This is a genomic window from Streptococcus taonis, from assembly GCF_029948085.1.
GTDB lineage: Bacteria > Bacillota > Bacilli > Lactobacillales > Streptococcaceae > Streptococcus > Streptococcus taonis.
In genome coordinates this window covers 1-653 of record NZ_JARZZP010000040.1, presented here as the reverse complement: position 1 = coordinate 653, position 653 = coordinate 1, and the positions used below count along the sequence as shown (strand labels likewise).

The 653-nt window shown below is 46.7% G+C and carries 1 pseudogene; it reads left to right on the top strand.

What is annotated here, in order from left to right:
- A pseudogene (locus QEZ38_RS09765) lies at positions 1-653 on the top strand (adhesive domain-containing protein); the annotation flags it as partial.

Here is a 653-nt window from a genome sequence, read left to right as displayed (position 1 = left end):
CTTGTTGAGGCTGATTCAGAAGCTGATGTGCTTGCTGACTCTGACGCACTTGTTGATGCTGATTCAGAAGCAGACGTTGATGCGGATTCAGAAGCTGATGTGCTTGCTGATTCTGATGCACTTGTTGATGCTGATTCAGAAGCGGATGTACTTGCTGATTCTGACGCACTTGTTGATGCTGATTCAGAAGCCGATGTGCTTGCTGACTCTGACGCACTTGTTGACGCTGATTCAGAAGCCGATGTGCTTGCTGATTCTGACGCACTTGTTGACGCTGATTCTGATGCACTTGTTGATGCTGATTCAGAAGCCGATGTGCTTGCTGATTCTGATGCACTTGTTGATGCTGATTCAGAAGCTGATGTGCTTGCTGATTCTGATGCACTTGTGCTTGCTGATTCTGATGCACTTGTGCTTGCTGATTCTGATGCACTTGTTGAGGCTGATTCTGATGCACTTGTTGATGCTGATTCTGATGCACTTGTTGATGCTGATTCTGATGCACTTGTTGATGCTGATTCAGAAGCGCTTGTACTTGCTGATTCAGAAGCTGATGTGCTTGCTGATTCTGACGCGCTTGTTGAGGCTGATTCAGAAGCTGATGTGCTTGCTGACTCTGACGCACTTGTTGATGCTGATTCAGAAGCAGACGT